The organism is Amycolatopsis palatopharyngis (genome assembly GCF_003385185.1).
GTDB lineage: Bacteria > Actinomycetota > Actinomycetes > Mycobacteriales > Pseudonocardiaceae > Amycolatopsis > Amycolatopsis palatopharyngis.
On sequence record NZ_PQHZ01000008.1, the window covers coordinates 164450 to 176825 of the forward strand.

Annotated in this window: 16 protein-coding genes; 3 read left to right on the forward strand and 13 right to left on the reverse strand. The window is 68.4% G+C overall.

Annotated features, from left to right (window positions below; all coding sequences use genetic code 11):
• The first annotated feature begins 201 nt into the window (after positions 1–201).
• Complete coding sequence (locus tag D0C15_RS08850) at positions 202–1764, forward strand: APC family permease (RefSeq protein WP_116042675.1); 1563 nt, start codon at positions 202–204, stop codon at positions 1762–1764.
• 47 nt (positions 1765–1811) lie between these two features.
• Here the strand turns inward: D0C15_RS08850 and D0C15_RS08855 are convergent, their stop codons facing one another.
• From D0C15_RS08855 to D0C15_RS08865, 3 genes are read right to left on the reverse strand one after another with little or no spacing between them, the layout of a single operon-like run.
• The gene (locus D0C15_RS08855) at positions 1812–2534 is read right to left on the reverse strand and encodes a metallophosphoesterase family protein (protein WP_211323126.1); all 723 of its coding nucleotides are present in this window, start codon (positions 2532–2534) and stop codon (positions 1812–1814) included.
• Positions 2531–2818, reverse strand: coding sequence for a BON domain-containing protein (locus tag D0C15_RS08860; protein ID WP_116042678.1), 288 nt, complete (start codon positions 2816–2818; stop codon positions 2531–2533). Before D0C15_RS08860 ends, D0C15_RS08855 begins: the two co-directional genes overlap by 4 nt.
• Entirely contained in the window at positions 2815–3411 is a 597-nt protein-coding gene (locus D0C15_RS08865; protein WP_245975657.1) for a nucleotidyltransferase, read from the reverse strand. Before D0C15_RS08865 ends, D0C15_RS08860 begins: the two co-directional genes overlap by 4 nt.
• Positions 3412–3486: 75 nt before the next feature.
• On the opposite strand from D0C15_RS08865, the gene D0C15_RS08870 reads away from it, so the two are divergent.
• A complete protein-coding gene (locus D0C15_RS08870; protein WP_116042680.1) occupies positions 3487–4314 on the forward strand; it encodes an SDR family oxidoreductase in 828 nt (275 codons plus the stop codon).
• Positions 4315–4323: 9 nt separating this feature from the next.
• On the opposite strand, the gene phoU is transcribed toward D0C15_RS08870, so the two are convergent.
• The 8 genes from phoU to D0C15_RS08905 form a co-directional block, all read right to left on the reverse strand.
• Complete coding sequence (gene phoU / locus D0C15_RS08875; protein WP_116042683.1) at positions 4324–5004, reverse strand: phosphate signaling complex protein PhoU; 681 nt, start codon at positions 5002–5004, stop codon at positions 4324–4326.
• 174 nt (positions 5005–5178) lie between these two features.
• The gene (locus D0C15_RS34010) at positions 5179–5340 is read right to left on the reverse strand and encodes a hypothetical protein (RefSeq protein WP_162829963.1); all 162 of its coding nucleotides are present in this window, start codon (positions 5338–5340) and stop codon (positions 5179–5181) included.
• A gap of 112 nt (positions 5341–5452) precedes the next feature.
• Positions 5453–5878 carry a DUF6292 family protein gene (locus D0C15_RS08880; RefSeq protein ID WP_116042685.1) on the reverse strand — a complete coding sequence of 142 codons (426 nt, stop codon included), beginning with the start codon at positions 5876–5878 and terminating at the stop codon, positions 5453–5455.
• Between the two features lie 3 nt (positions 5879–5881).
• Entirely contained in the window at positions 5882–6373 is a 492-nt protein-coding gene (locus D0C15_RS08885; RefSeq protein WP_162829964.1) for an STAS domain-containing protein, read from the reverse strand.
• Between the two features lie 220 nt (positions 6374–6593).
• On the reverse strand, positions 6594–6908 hold the full coding sequence (locus D0C15_RS08890) for a hypothetical protein (RefSeq protein WP_116042690.1): 315 nt from the start codon (positions 6906–6908) through the stop codon (positions 6594–6596).
• A gap of 333 nt (positions 6909–7241) precedes the next feature.
• The gene (locus D0C15_RS08895; RefSeq protein ID WP_116042693.1) at positions 7242–7499 is read right to left on the reverse strand and encodes a WhiB family transcriptional regulator; all 258 of its coding nucleotides are present in this window, start codon (positions 7497–7499) and stop codon (positions 7242–7244) included.
• 279 nt (positions 7500–7778) lie between these two features.
• On the reverse strand, positions 7779–9635 hold the full coding sequence (locus D0C15_RS08900) for a transketolase (protein ID WP_116042696.1): 1857 nt from the start codon (positions 9633–9635) through the stop codon (positions 7779–7781).
• A gap of 129 nt (positions 9636–9764) precedes the next feature.
• On the reverse strand, positions 9765–10526 hold the full coding sequence (locus tag D0C15_RS08905; RefSeq protein ID WP_116042699.1) for an ANTAR domain-containing protein: 762 nt from the start codon (positions 10524–10526) through the stop codon (positions 9765–9767).
• 202 nt (positions 10527–10728) lie between these two features.
• Between D0C15_RS08905 and D0C15_RS08910 the strand changes: the two genes are divergently transcribed.
• On the forward strand, positions 10729–11067 hold the full coding sequence (locus tag D0C15_RS08910; protein WP_116042822.1) for a DUF8129 domain-containing protein: 339 nt from the start codon (positions 10729–10731) through the stop codon (positions 11065–11067).
• A 63-nt stretch (positions 11068–11130) separates the two neighbouring features.
• Here the strand turns inward: D0C15_RS08910 and D0C15_RS08915 are convergent, their stop codons facing one another.
• The gene (locus D0C15_RS08915) at positions 11131–11772 is read right to left on the reverse strand and encodes a dienelactone hydrolase family protein (protein WP_116042702.1); all 642 of its coding nucleotides are present in this window, start codon (positions 11770–11772) and stop codon (positions 11131–11133) included.
• Between the two features lie 52 nt (positions 11773–11824).
• Entirely contained in the window at positions 11825–12181 is a 357-nt protein-coding gene (locus D0C15_RS08920) for a MerR family transcriptional regulator (protein WP_116042704.1), read from the reverse strand.
• Between the last annotated feature and the right edge of the window lie 195 nt (positions 12182–12376).

The following is a 12376-nucleotide window of genomic DNA, read 5'->3' on the forward strand; positions in this document are numbered from 1 at the left end:
GTCACCACCGGTGGACTGGTACCCAAAAATTCGTCGCGCACTGGATCTGTCAGGGGTCCTGCCGCACCCGCACAGTGGTGTCCACCACAACGGCGCCTGTGAGCAAGTTCAGCCCAGTACGGCCGATCGCCGGGCACGAAACCCGGCGGCGTCGCACCATGGAAGTGGACCAATGGTGGTCCCCGGAGAACGAGGCAGACGATGGAAACAGTGACCGGCACCGGCGACGCAGCCGGGGCACCGAAACAGGGGGAGCAACGCGCAGAACTGTCCAAAACCCTGAAACCGAGCTGGGTTTGGGCGATCGCACTCGGGTCGGCCGTTGGCTGGGGAGCCTTCGTGCTGCCCACCGACTGGATAGCCACAGCGGGGCCTCTCGGAGCGATCCTGGGGTTCCTGATCGGTGGCCTGCTGATGATCCTGATCGCCGTCAGCTACGGCTTCCTGATCCGCACCTTCCCGGTGTCCGGCGGTGAGTTCGCCTATGCCCACGCCGGATTCGGCAGGCGGCACGCATTCCTCTGTGGCTGGTTCCTGACGCTGGGCTACACCTGCATCGTGGCGCTCAACGCCTCCGCGCTCGCGCTGCTCAGCAGGTACGTACTGCCGCAGGTGGCCGAACGCGGACTGCTCTACGAGATCGCCGGCTGGAAGGTGTACCTCGGCGAGGTCCTCATCGCCAGTACCGCACTGATCGTCTTCGCGGTGCTCAACATCCGCGGCGCCACCGCGTCGGGGCGGCTGCAGTTCATCTTCTGCCTGGTCATGCTGGCCGGTGTCGGGGCGATCCTGATCAGCGTGCTGATTCATCCCGGTGGTCAGCTGAGCAATGTTGCACCGCTGTTCCCGACCGGCGTCCCGCCGTGGACGGCAGTGCTGGCGATCGTGGCGATCGCCCCCTGGGCCTATGTCGGCTTCGACAACGTGCCGCAGGCGGCCGAGGAGTTCGACTTCGCCCCGCGGAAGGCGTTCCGGCTGATCGTGCTGGCGATCCTCGCGGCCGCCCTGCTGTACTCGGCGATGATCCTGGCGACCGCGTCGGCGACCCCGTGGCAGCGGCTGATCGCCGGAGAACCGTTGTGGGGCACGGGAGACGCCATGTCCGGGCTGTTCGGCGGCATCGGGATCATGTTGCTCGCGCTGTCGGTCTCCATGGGCATCTGCACGGGACTGAACGGTTTCTACGTCGCGGCGAGCCGGTTGCTGTTCGCGATGGGACGGGGCCGGATGATCCCCGCCGCCTTCGGCGTGCTGCACCCGCGCCGCAAGACCCCGTACCTGGGCATCGTGTTCGTCTGTGCGCTCTGCCTGGTCGCGCCCTGGTTCGGCAGGCAGGCCCTGTTGTGGGTCGTGGACATGTCCGCGATCGGCGTCACCATCGCCTACACCTACACCTGCCTCGTCGCGTTCAAGCAGTTCCGGTGGTCGGGTAGCGCGGCAAGGGTCGGCGACGCCGAAGGTTGTGAGTCGTCCGGCAAGAAGGTGCTCAGCCTGCTCGGCGCGGTCACCGGCGCATCATTCCTCGGCCTGCTGCTCATACCGGTCTCACCCGCCGCGCTCGGCCCGGAGTCGTTGACCGCACTACTGGTGTGGGCGGCACTCGGCCTGATCTTCTACCTGGTGCGGCGCAAGGAGAACGCAGCATTGAGTGATGCCGAACTCGACTACCTGATCCTGGGCAAGCGATCGCCCCTCCCAGCCGCACCGGCGGCGACGGAGCGCGACGCCCGGCACGCCGCCGCCGAACCGGTCGGCAGCGAATAGCGCTCCGCTCCGCGGTCCGGGTCGCACACCGGACCGCGGAGTGCGTGCTATGCGGTGTCGGGTTCGAGGCAGTACACCGAGTACGCGGACTGGATGACCGGCTGCGCCACGTTACGCACCCGGACACCGCCCGGCGTCACGCCCTGTTCACAGCCGAAGTGCGCGTGCCCGTGCACCGCGAGGTCGGCACCTGCCTCATCGATGGCCTCCCCGAGCAGATACGAGCCGAGGAACGGATAGATCTCCGGCGGTTCGCCGCGCAGGGTCTCCGGAATCGGCGCATAGTGCGTCAGCGCGACCCGGACATCGGCGTCGAGTGCATCGAGCGCGGTGTGCAGCCTGCCGGAGATCTCGATGGTGTGTTCGACGAAGTCCTTCATCTCGCGCTCCCCGAAGGCGCTCGCGCACTTGCCCGCGAACCCGCCGCCAAAGCCCTTCACTCCGGCCACCCCCAGCTTGCGCCTGCCGGTGTCGAGTGTGAGTCCCTCGCCTTCGAGCACCCGAATGCCGTGCTCCTGCAACAGATCGGTCATTTTGCCCGCACTGTCGCTGTGGTGGTCGTGGTTACCGAGGACCGCGATGACCGGCACGTCGAGCCCGGCGAACTCGTCCGCCACCACCTCGGCCTCGTCCATGCTGCCGTGCCGGGTGAGATCGCCGGCGAGCAGCAGCACGTCGGCATGGTCGCCGACGTGCTCGAGGGCGGGCCGCAGGCGTCCGCGAGCGTCCTCGCCAAGGTGCACGTCTCCCACGGCGGCAATCCGGATCACCGAAGCTCCTCCCTCCGGGTCGGTTCGCGCGCGTCCACGATCCGCACGTCGTTGTGTACGCGCATCCGCGGGGCGAGTTCCCCGAGCACGTGATCGAGCTCGCTCTTGCGCGCCTCGGTCGCGACCTCACCACTGAGGTGGATATGGCTGCCCCGGATGTTGACGCGAACACCGAGTTCGGCGGTTCGCTCGTCCTCGGCCAGCACCCTGCGCACGTGGGCCACCCAGTACTGCGGTGCTTCCTCAGCGGCGTCCACATCCCGCGGGTCATCGGCGGAGTTCATGCCGGTCCTCCCTTCCGTGTCCCGGATTCCGCTACCCCGAGCTCCCGCACCAGGTTCAGAAAGGCGCGCGCGTACGGGGACTCCGCGGTCCGCTCCGCGACCTCTGCCCAGTCGACCTGCTCGCGCAGTTCCCTGGCGATCGGCAGCAGGGGCGTGAAGTCGCAGCGATGCGGTCCGAGTACCAAGACCTTGTCCACCAGCAGATCGGTGCCGGTGACGACCGGTGCCACCGCTGGGCCGATGCGCATCGTCTCGGCGCGATCGAGCAATTCGTCGTCGACCGGACGGCCGTTCGGGCTGAAGATCAGGTCGACCAGCAGCTCCCCGTCGTAGACCTTGGTCAGCCAGTCCTCCGGCGGATCCATCGGCACCATGCCCGCCTCGACCAGCGCGGTCCGCGCCGCCGCGACGTCGCTCTCCCTGAGAAATACGTCCACATCGTGCTCCGAAGGCGGTCCACCCCGCGCGTACGCCGCGCATCCGCCGCCGATGGCGAAGCGGATGCCGTTGTGCCGCAGTGTGTTCACCACCCGGGTGATGGTGTGCAGAAGGTCCTCCTCCCGCACCCCACCCGTGCTGCTCAGGGTCGTCACAGGGCAGCGGATACCCGAGTGCCGCCTGGACAAACTCGCTCGTGTACACACCGGGGCCCGGGGTAACCGAACGGCATGAGCGACAGCGCGTCTGGAAACCAGGAGGAAAGCGACCGCCCGCGCACCGCCATCGTGACCGGGTCGGATTCCGGTATCGGCAGGGCCACCGCCGTCGCACTCGCCGGTGGCGGCCTCAACGTCGGTATCACCTATCACCGGGACGAGGAGGGCGCCCACGGCACCGCGCGGGAAGCGGCCGAACAGGGTGCGTACGCCCCGGTGCGCAGGCTCGACCTGACCGACCTGCCGGCCTCGACTGCGGCGATCGACGAACTCGCCGCCGAACTCGGCGGGGTCGACGTCCTGGTGAACTGCGCGGGCACCGGCAGTTCACAGCGGGCGCTGGAAATGGACTTCGACACCTGGCGGGAGGTGCTCTCCGTCGATCTCGACGGCGCGTTCCTCTGTTCGCAACGTGCCGCCAAACGGATGGTCGACGCTGGCAGGGGCGGCCGGATCATCACGATCACCAGCGTGCACGAGCACGCCCCACGCGTGGGCGCCGCTCCGTACTGCGCGGCCAAGGCGGGCGCGGGAGCGCTCACGAAGGTACTCGCGCTGGAACTCGCCGAACACGGCATCACGGTCAACTCGGTCGCGCCCGGCGAGATCTCCACCCCGATGACCGGTCAGGCCGATGTCGATCCACGATCCGAAAAGCGTCCTGGGGTCCCGCTCGGCAGGCCGGGCCACGCCCAGGAGGTCGCCGCGGCAGTGGCCTTCCTCGCGACCCCCGCTGCCGGTTACATCACCGGCGCGTCCCTTGTGGTCGACGGCGGAATGCTGCTCATGGGCCCGCAGGCGAGTTCCGCGCTGGGCACCCACGACTGGCGGACGCCATAGTCTGCCGCCTCACCGGCCCCGTGGATGTGCGAGATCCGGGGTGCGCTGACCATGGGGGACACCGGTACGGACGAAATCCACTCTGCGCGCCACCGAGACGGCCTGGTCGGCGAATCGTTCGTAGTACCGCGCGAGATGCGCGACATTCACCGCATGACGGACGCCATAGGTCCATTCCGGACTGGTCGCCTCGGTCATCAGCTGTTCGTGCAGTTCGTCGACCCGGTCGTCGGTCTTGCGCAACTCGGCGACGCCGCGGCCGGAGGTGTTCTCGATCAGACCTCGCAGGTCCTCGGCCATCGCTCCGGTGAGCCTGCCGAGTTCGGTGTACAGGGGCACCAGCGGCGGCGGGACCACGGGGCCGGGATGCTCCCGCCGCACAAGTTCGGCGACGTGGCGGGCGAGGTCGCCCATCCGCTCGATCCGGTCGGCGCAGTACACGGCGGCCAACACGGTTCGCAGGTCCTTGGCGACCGGCGCCTGCAGCGCCAGCAGCTCCAGGGCGAACTGCTCACATCGATCCCGCGCTCGGTCCAGCCGCTCGTCGGCCGAAAGCACCTCGGTCGCCGCCGTGAGGTCCTCCTCCAGCAGAGCCCTGGTCGCCAGTCGCAACTCTTCGGCAGCCATCGAGCACATGTCGCCCAGCTGCGCCCCGAGGGCCCTGAGCTTCTCGTGAAACTGCTCGCGCATCAGACCGTCATACCTCCCGCCCGCGAGTCGCACATCTCGGGGACCGCGGCACCACCGGAGAGGATGAAGGGCGGACCGGCGCGGGGACCGGTCCGCCCCATGTCGACGCCGGCATCCTCGACGCGGGAGAGGGGGCAGTCCCGCGAGGGTCCGCCGACGCCAGGCGTGACGCCGTCAGGCCTTCCGCTCGGTGTCCTCCTGTGCCTTTCCGCTCTCGTTGCCCGCGGACTTGCCCGCGGACGACGTGAGACCGGCGTCGGGCAGGGTGCCGGTCTCATCGCCATGCTCTGCCAGCAGTTCGGTGAAGATCGGCGTGTTCTCGGTGTCTGCGGTCATCGGCACTCCCACGAGGCGGAGGTATCGGTCACCTCGGCGTCCGGATCTTTCGTCGGGGCACTAACCGTTCTGTCGCGCACCGAAACCCGACCGGCCGAATAAGCCGCCGATCTCACCCGACCGGGTTAGTCGCAGCGGTGTGCAGCCCGTATCGGTCCAACCCCGCGGGCAACACGGCGGAGGCACCGCCCTGCGCGGCCCGCTCCGCTCCTTCCGGCTTACCGCGCACTACCGACGCCAGGAAACTCGCCACCACATGCGGCGCGGGCAGGACGTCGCCACCGAGGTAGTGCAGTACGAGCAGGTCCTCCCCGCATCCGGTTTCGACCGCGACCGCCCAGCCCCGCTCCTCGTCCCACAGCAGCGCGACATCTCGTTCCGGGTACCTCGGCAGCCGGTGTTCCACCGCGATATAGGCGTTGGCCAGCGCGTCCGGGCTACAGCAGCACGCCTCTGGTCCCACGCCGACCGCGACCGCCACCTCGGAGACGTAGTGACATATCCGGCGCCACTGCGGCTCGGTTTCGTCGGCGTCCATTTCTCAGCCCTCCGGGCAGTCCATCGCGGCCGCGACAGTGGGATAGCAGGTGAGCACCTCGTCGAGTCCGGTCATCCGTAAGGGCCTTGCCACTTCCCTCGTGGCCACCACCACTCGCAGGTCGGTTCCCGCGGCTACCGCGCGGGATCGTGCGCGACTGAGCAGGCCAAGGCCCGCGACCGCGAGAAAGGTCAGTTGGGAGAGGTCGAGCACGACCTTGTCCACTGTGGATCGAAGTCGCGGATCGAGGATGGCCTGCACCCTGGTCAGCGTGCTCAGATCGAGCTCTCCGACCAGGGCGATGAGCACGACGTCGCGACGAGGGTAGGTGACGCTGATCCGCAGACCGGCGGTACTGAGTCCCCGGACCAGCCGTCGAGTGGTCCGATCGGGCTGCCGCTGCGGCGGAACGGCGGACGAGGTGTCGGCACCCCGACCACCGACGGGCGAGAAGACGGAGTCAATGTTGGTGCGGTGTTCCACAGGCGCGGCCATGGGTGCTCCGATGTACGAGACGCGGTGTACACCGGCAGCCGTCACCAGATGCCGCGACGGTGGGACCGGGACGGCGGGAGCCGGCCAGCTCTCCATCCGAGGCAGCACCGGGGGCGGACCAGCGCGACCACATCTGCGATTGCATAATCCACTGGGGCTGGTGACTCAACCGCCAATCAGGGTAACCGCGATCACATCTTGATCGCAAACATATGCCTGCTCACCTGGTCCCGAGCGGGGCGCGGTACACGGCGGACGCCATCAGAGCATGCGCCTGACTGGGGTCCAGACAGGGCACCCCGAGCGCCCGGGCCTGGCGCAGGACGTCCGCTTCCAGCGGCATGCACGCGCCCTCGAGCACGTCCTCGTCGGCGACCACACACATCAGGTCGGGATCCGGCTGCTCCACCGGGATCACCCCTGCCTTGCGGGCCAGGGTGAACGCCTCCACCAGGGCGTCGGACTCCCCGATGAAGATCATCGTCCGCCTGCCGCCCAACCCGGCTTCATGGCTTTCGGTCTCGGTCTTGCGCATCGTCCTCTCCCCTTCCCATGTCGATCCATAGTGGCGAGTTGACCAAAATGACGACAAGGAAACCGACGCGGGATGCCCGGTTCGGGCGGACCTGGCTCGCACCCGCATCCGGCTGTGCCGCCTGCGGTCTTTCAGGCATCGGCTACGGCGTCCCCGGCGCGGCGAGCAGGCTCCGGCAATCCTCGGTTGACTGTTGAAGCACCTGAGTGTTCATCGCACCGAGTCCGCAGTGGACAGAAACCGCAGTAGCAGCCGGTTGACGTAGTCCGGGTTGTCCTGATGGTGTCCCGGGACGACAACCGGTACTTTCCCAGCCGCAACCTCCGCCACCGCTCAGGCTGCCTGTGGGCGGCTGCGCTGCCTGCGCGTCAGTTCCCGGCGCTCTCGTTCGGTGGTCCCACCGAAGACGCCGTGGTCGAGTCCGTTGTCCAATGCGTAACCAAGACATTCGGCGCGGACAGGGCAGCGGGCGCATACGGACTTCGCCTGTGCGGCCTGCCGGGCACCCGGGCCCATATCGGACACGGGGAAGAACAGTTCGGGGTCCTCGTCCCGGCAGGCGGCACGACTCTGCCAATCGGTGATCTCCATTGCGTGCCACCTCCTTTCACGGTGTGCGTGGTGCACGTGGCGCTACGCCCGAACGCGGTGAACGTCGGGGATGGCCGGTGCGGTTGGTCGGGCTGCCCGGCCGGGATCGATACCCGGCCGACGCGGTCTGAGGGCTTTCGCCTGATCGCCGGTCTCCTGGCCGCGCCGCGAAGCGACGACGGCGACCGGACGGATCCAGGGGGCACAACCCGGTGCTCTCGCCCGTTATTCCACCGCTGCGCGGATATGGTCGCGCTCACGTCCGGCTCCCCGAACGTGTCACCCGGAGGCGACCGCCACTCGGCGAGCGAGCAGTTCACGCGACGCGTCGGTGATCCCCTCGGCGTCGATGCCCGCCGCGTGCAGCAACTCCTCCGGTGTCCCGGAAACCGGCATCTCCCGGACGGCGAGCTTACGTACCACCGGCCGGTCCGGCTGCTCCGCGAGCGCGCTGAGCACCGCGTCGCCCAGCCCGCCCTCCGGCCAGTGGTCCTCGACGGTGAGAATCGCCTGCGTGTGGCCTGCCGCACTGATCAGCGTCTCGGTGTCGATCGGCTTGATCGAGTAGCAGTCGAGCACCCGGACGTGAATACCGTCCGCTTCCAGGGTCTGCGCGGCCTTCATCGCCTCCTCGACGGTTGCCCCGCAGGCGACGATGGTGAGGTCGTCTTGCTCGGACGAGCACAGGACCCGGCTACCGCCGATGTGCACGTCCTCCTCCGGCGGTGTCCGGACCTCGGTCTTGCCCCGCAGTGTCCGCAGATACGAGATCCCCGGCCGGTCGGCCATCTCCGCTACCAGCCGGGCGGTCTGGTTCGCGTCCGAGGGATGCAGCACAGCGCTGCCGTGCACGGCCCGCAGTGCCGCGATGTCCTCGAGCGCCATCTGCGAAGGCCCGTCCTCGCCGATCGCCACCCCGGCATGCGAACCGCACAGCCGGAGATCCGCGCGCGAGACGGCGGCCATGCGGATGAAGTCGTAGGCCCTGCTGAGAAACGCGCCGAAGGTGGAGGCGAACGGCACCCAGCCCCGGGCGGCCATCCCCACCGCGGCCGCGACCATCTGCTGCTCCGCGATGAACATTTCGAAATAACGCTGCGGATGCGCGTCCGCGAACAATCCGGAATTCGTGGAGTTGGAGACCTCGCCGTCGAGGGCGACCACGTCACCCCGGCTGCCTCCGAGCGCGGTCAGCGCCTCGCCGTAGGCCTTGCGGGTCGCCTCCTTCTCCCCCAGGTCCCAGGTCGGCAGGTCGCCATCGGACGCGGTGAACTGGTGCGGCCCCGCCGACTTCTCCGGTGCGGCGACCTCCACGCGCAGGTCCCGTTCGCCCCCGAGTTCGGCGATCGCCGCCTCGGGGTCCTCCAGCGGCTTGCCGTGTTTGCCCGGCTTGTCCTCGACCGCGTCGACCCCACTGCCCTTCAGGGTGCGGGCGAAGAGCACGGTGGGACGGCCCGTGGTGGCTCGTGCCTGCGCGAACGCGGACTCGATCGCGTCGAGATCGTGTCCGTCCAGGACAATGGCATGCCAGCCGAAGGCCCGAGCGCGATCCGCGTAACCCTCGAGGTCCCAGCCGAGCATGGTCTCGCGGGTCTGCCCGAGGCGATTGACGTCCACGATCGCGGTCAGGTTGTCCAGCCCGGCCCAGCCAGCGTGCTGGAACGCCTCCCAGATCGAGCCCTCGGCCATTTCCGAATCGCCGCACAGCGCCCAGACACGGTAGGGCAGCCGGTCGAGCCGCTGCCCGGCCAGTGCGAGGCCCACGGCCACCGGCAGGCCTTGGCCCAACGAACCTGTCGCCACGTCGGTCGGCGGAATCCGCGGTGTCGGGTGGCCCTCGAGCCTGCTGCCGAACTTGCGGAAGCTCAGCAGCTCCTCGTCGGTGATCGCGCCAGCGGCCTTGAGCATCGCGTAGTACAGCGGCGAGGCATGCCCCTTGGAGAAGACCAGGTGGTCGTTGTGCGGATCGTCCGGCTGCGCATAGTCCAACCGGAGGTGGCCGTCCAGCAGGACGGCCATCAGATCGGCGGCGGACATCGAGGACGTGGGGTGGCCCGAACCACCCTCGGTACTCGCTCGCACGGAGTCCACACGCAACTGCTGGGCCAGCTCATGGCGAAATTGGGTGTCTGACATCTGCACTCCTCGCTCCCGGTCACCCTTCGGGTTGCCCTCACCGGGGCGCGGACAAACACCTGACGAGTGCGCCGTCCAGGACGAGCCCTGTCGTCTGGCGGAGGCGTCGGTGCCCGTCCTGCGGGAGGCTCAGTTGGCCGCTTCGGCGCTACGAGCCTTGGCTATCGCACCGGTCACGAACCGCTCGGCTACGTCGTGCAGCTTGACGTTCTCGGACTGGGACTGCCGGACCAGTTCTTCGAAGGCCACGTCCGCGGTCACCCCGCGGGACGCCATGATGATGCCCTTCGCCTGATCGATGACCGCCCTGCTGGAGAGCGCGTCCTGCAGCTGCTCGGCCAAGTTCCGGAACAACAGGTAGCGAGCGTTGCTGCGCAGGGCCGATTCCACCGCAGTGGCGTACAGCTCGAGCAGCTTCTCCTCGACCTCGTCGAAACCGTGCGGCTGGAAACCGAACAGATTCAGTGCTCCCCTGGAACCCTGGTCGACCGCGAGCGGAGCGGCGAGGTAGCTCTCGACCCCGAAGCGAACCGCCGACTCGGTGAAGCCCGGCCACAGGGCGGCTGCCTGTTGCACGTGTACCCGGACGGTCTCGCCGGTGGCCGCGGCTCGCAGGCACGGCCCTTCCCCCGCGCGGTACTGCCCCGCGTCGAGGTCGACCGCCCGCTGATCGGTACTGGCGACGGTCACCGCGGCACCGTCACGCACCACGGTGATGCTCGCCATGTCCGCACCACCGATCACATGGGTGACCTGGTGACACACCGCGTCCAGCACGGTATCGAGTTCGTCCTCACTGTCCAGCGCGACGGCGAGCGATTCGAGGGCAGTCGTCACCTCATCGAGCTGACCACGCCACCGGCGTGAATCACCAAAATCGTAACCGGTCATTCTGCTCCCCCCGGATGCATTCGCGGTCGAGTCACCAGCGTACGCGAACCGGCCACGATGAGCTGATCTTCCTTCGCTGGTCTCCGCGCCCGCGACCAGCGCGATTCCAGTAGCCACCGCACTAGCCACAATGGCCGGAGCGGATGCCACGAATACCGAACGGCGGCTCGGGTACCCGACCGGCGGACGAAAGGAGGCTGACGTGCTCGAACACGACGACCTGCCCCTGCCGGACTACGACCATCTGCCACAGTCCAGCCTGATGCACCGCATCCGATCGCTCAGCGACGACCAGCTGGAGGCGTTGCTGGAGTACGAGGAGGCCCACGCGAACCGGGTCGCCGTGGTCGAGATACTCCAGGCGCGGCGCGCGGAGCTGGCTGACGGAGCGACGCCGTCCGGCGGAGAACAGAGCGTTCAGCCGGAGAACCCCGGTCCGCCCGCGGGCGGTTCTCAGGTGAGTCAGGACTCGGCGGCGACACCGTCCGCCCCGCCCCGGCACGGCGTGTACCACGAGTCACCGAACCGGCAGCGGCCCTGACCGGCGGGCACTTACGACCCGATCGACCCCATGAGCTGGCTGACCCGGCCGGGATCCGGCCGGTCAGCCAGGCAGGTATCGCTGAAACCAACTGGCGGCCAGCCGAGCCACTTCGTCCAGTGCGCCGGACTCCTCGAACAGATGACTCGCCCCTGCCACGACCTCGAGGTGGTGCGGTGCGGACAACCGCGTGGCCGCCTGGCGATTGAGGTGCAGCACCTCCTCGTCGAGACCACCCACGATCAGCAAGGTCGGCGCGGTGACCTCCACCAGCGCCTGCCCGGCGAGGTCGGGGCGACCGCCGCGAGACACGACAGCGCGAAGGGACCGATCCTGTGCGGCGGTGACCAGCGCAGCCGCTGCACCGGTGCTCGCGCCGAACAGTCCCATTCCGAGACTCCCGATGTCGGCGCGTTCCCTGATCCCTTCGACGGCCTGGCCGACACGTTCGGCGAGCAACTCGATGTCGAACCGCAACTGCCGAGTACGGATGTCCACCTGTTCCTCGTCCGCTGTCAGCAGATCGATCAGCAGGGTCGCGAACCCGCTCCTGCGTAGCGCTTTGGCCACGCCTCGGTTCCGGCGGCTGTGGCGGGAACTGCCCGATCCGTGGGCGAACACGACGACGCCCTGCGGCCGCTCGGGTACACCGAGGTCCCCGCACAACCGGCCGGCCGGACCGTCGATGACCACCGATTCGGTCATCGCCCTCGCCTCCGCTCAACGCCGCTCACCTTCGCCGGATCCGGCTACCCGGTCAGGTCGAGTCCGACACCTGCGACCCACCGGTCATGAGCCCCTCGTCCTCGGCATTGAGCCGCTCGCGCAGGTCGCTTATCTCCTCGTGTGCCGTGGCCAGTTCGTCCTGCAGGCCGACGATGCGGGCAGCGGCGGCCAAGGTGTGCCCCTGGTCCAGTTCCGCTCGCAGCCGCACCACCAGTTCGAGCTGGCGGCGGGAGTAACGCCGGTGCCCTCCCCCGGATCGGTCCGGGGACACGACACCGGCCGCATCCAGGCTGCGTAGGAATGCCTGCTGCACGCCAAGGAGCTCGGCGGCCTGCCCGGTGGCGAACGCCGGGTAGTCGGCGTCGTCCAGTTTCCCCAGATCGGTCATCGCGGCACTCCTCGCCACCAGCTGCCAACAGTCGAAGGCAGACGTTATCCATAACCACGGCTTGACACAATTTACAGGCGCGACTATAAAAAATTGCAGCGTGAGTGACCTGATGCGAAGCGAAACTGCCGGGGAGTGATCGCGATGCGGTTGCCGATCAGCGGGGCGGCGCAACCTCCGCACCGGGCTGGACCC

What these genes read in the sequence shown, in the direction of transcription:
- D0C15_RS08850 (WP_116042675.1), top strand. Translation starts at nt 202, where the DNA reads ATGGAAACAGTGACCGGCACCGGCGACGCAGCCGGGGCACCGAAACAG.
- D0C15_RS08860 (WP_116042678.1), bottom strand. Translation starts at nt 2,818, where the DNA reads ATGAACTCCGCCGATGACCCGCGGGATGTGGACGCCGCTGAGGAAGCA.
- D0C15_RS08870 (WP_116042680.1), top strand. Translation starts at nt 3,487, where the DNA reads ATGAGCGACAGCGCGTCTGGAAACCAGGAGGAAAGCGACCGCCCGCGC.
- phoU (WP_116042683.1), bottom strand. Translation starts at nt 5,004, where the DNA reads ATGCGCGAGCAGTTTCACGAGAAGCTCAGGGCCCTCGGGGCGCAGCTG.
- D0C15_RS34010 (WP_162829963.1), bottom strand. Translation starts at nt 5,340, where the DNA reads ATGACCGCAGACACCGAGAACACGCCGATCTTCACCGAACTGCTGGCA.
- D0C15_RS08880 (WP_116042685.1), bottom strand. Translation starts at nt 5,878, where the DNA reads ATGGACGCCGACGAAACCGAGCCGCAGTGGCGCCGGATATGTCACTAC.
- D0C15_RS08885 (WP_162829964.1), bottom strand. Translation starts at nt 6,373, where the DNA reads ATGGCCGCGCCTGTGGAACACCGCACCAACATTGACTCCGTCTTCTCG.
- D0C15_RS08890 (WP_116042690.1), bottom strand. Translation starts at nt 6,908, where the DNA reads ATGCGCAAGACCGAGACCGAAAGCCATGAAGCCGGGTTGGGCGGCAGG.
- D0C15_RS08895 (WP_116042693.1), bottom strand. Translation starts at nt 7,499, where the DNA reads ATGGAGATCACCGATTGGCAGAGTCGTGCCGCCTGCCGGGACGAGGAC.
- D0C15_RS08900 (WP_116042696.1), bottom strand. Translation starts at nt 9,635, where the DNA reads ATGTCAGACACCCAATTTCGCCATGAGCTGGCCCAGCAGTTGCGTGTG.
- D0C15_RS08905 (WP_116042699.1), bottom strand. Translation starts at nt 10,526, where the DNA reads ATGACCGGTTACGATTTTGGTGATTCACGCCGGTGGCGTGGTCAGCTC.
- D0C15_RS08915 (WP_116042702.1), bottom strand. Translation starts at nt 11,772, where the DNA reads ATGACCGAATCGGTGGTCATCGACGGTCCGGCCGGCCGGTTGTGCGGG.
- D0C15_RS08920 (WP_116042704.1), bottom strand. Translation starts at nt 12,181, where the DNA reads ATGACCGATCTGGGGAAACTGGACGACGCCGACTACCCGGCGTTCGCC.